At 78.3% G+C, this 1190-nt stretch carries 1 protein-coding gene; it reads right to left on the bottom strand.

The features are described 5' to 3' along the window. Positions 1-54: 54 nt before the first annotated feature. Positions 55-1190 (bottom strand): tRNA (adenosine(37)-N6)-threonylcarbamoyltransferase complex ATPase subunit type 1 TsaE (tsaE, locus tag NWP09_RS13515; RefSeq protein ID WP_309137124.1); only part of this gene is annotated, 1136 nt, incomplete at its 5' end.

A 1190-nucleotide genomic window follows, 5' to 3' on the forward strand; every position in this document is an offset into this window, starting at 1 on the left:
CGTCGCCGTCGACGACCGCGACCGCGGTGCCGAGCGACGTGTCGATCGCGAGGATCATCGGGCCGCTCCCGCCCGCGCGAGCGCGCGCAGCCGCGCGGCGTCCCACGCGGGGCCGCGGCCGCTCAGCCGCACCGTGCGCGGCGCATCCGCCTCGTCCGCGTCGGGATCCTCGAGCGGCGCTGCGCCCGGGCGCTCGATCTCGACGCGCAGCCACGACTCGAGCGCATGCTCGAGCGGTGCGCCCCACTCGGCGACCGTGATCGCGCGCTCGAGGTCGAGGTCGAGGTCGTCGAGCTCGGCCTCGCCGTGCTCGCCGCCGAGCCGGTACGCGTCGACGTGCTGCAGGTCGGGTCCCGCGGCGGTGCGGTGGGTGCGCGCGATGACGAACGTGGGGCTCTGCACGGTGCCGCGCGCGCCGAGCGCCCGGCCGATGCCGCGCGTGAGGGTCGTCTTGCCCGCGCCGAGGGGGCCGATGAGCAGCACCGCGTCGCCCGCGCGGAGCGCCCGGCCCAGGCGCTCGCCGAGCAGCTCCATCGCCTCGGCGTCGGGCACGGTCCCGGCGACCTCGACCGCGACGCGCGGGCCGATCATGCCGGTGAGCTCGGGGGCGGATGCGTGGGCGAGCTCGACGGGGTCGCCGACGGCGAGCGGGCGGTCGCCCACGTCGAGCACGAGCTGGTCCATCGCGACGCGGCCGCGGATCGGCTCCGTCGTCCCGGCGACCGCGACGGGTCGACCGCTCGCGGCGCGCGTGACGCCGTCGGCGTAGCCGAGCCCGACGAGCGCGAGCGTCGTCGGCCGCGGCGTCACGTACTCGCCGCCGTACGAGACCCCGAGGCCGGCCTCGACGCGCTTGACGCCCACGACCTCGCCCAGCAGGCGGCGCGGCTCGCCGTCGAGGCCGAGCTCGAGCACGCGTCGCGGCGCCCGCTCCGGGCCCGCCGACGTGACGCCCGCGCCCAGGTCCGCAGCACCCATCCGCGTCACGACCTCGTAGCCGATCGTGCCCGCGGCGAGCGCCCACGCGTCGGCGCTCGGCTCGCCGAACGCGGGGTCGCCGAACAGCACCCCCTCGCCGGTGAGGGGCGGCTCGATGCGCAGCGAGCACGGGCCCACCGACACGACGTGCGCGCAGTCGCCGTCGACGAGCACGCGCGCGCCGACCGCCGGCAGCAGGCCCTGGTCGAGGC

It is taken from the genome of Agrococcus sp. HG114 (assembly GCF_024723325.1).
Taxonomy (GTDB): Bacteria; Actinomycetota; Actinomycetes; order Actinomycetales; family Microbacteriaceae; genus Agrococcus.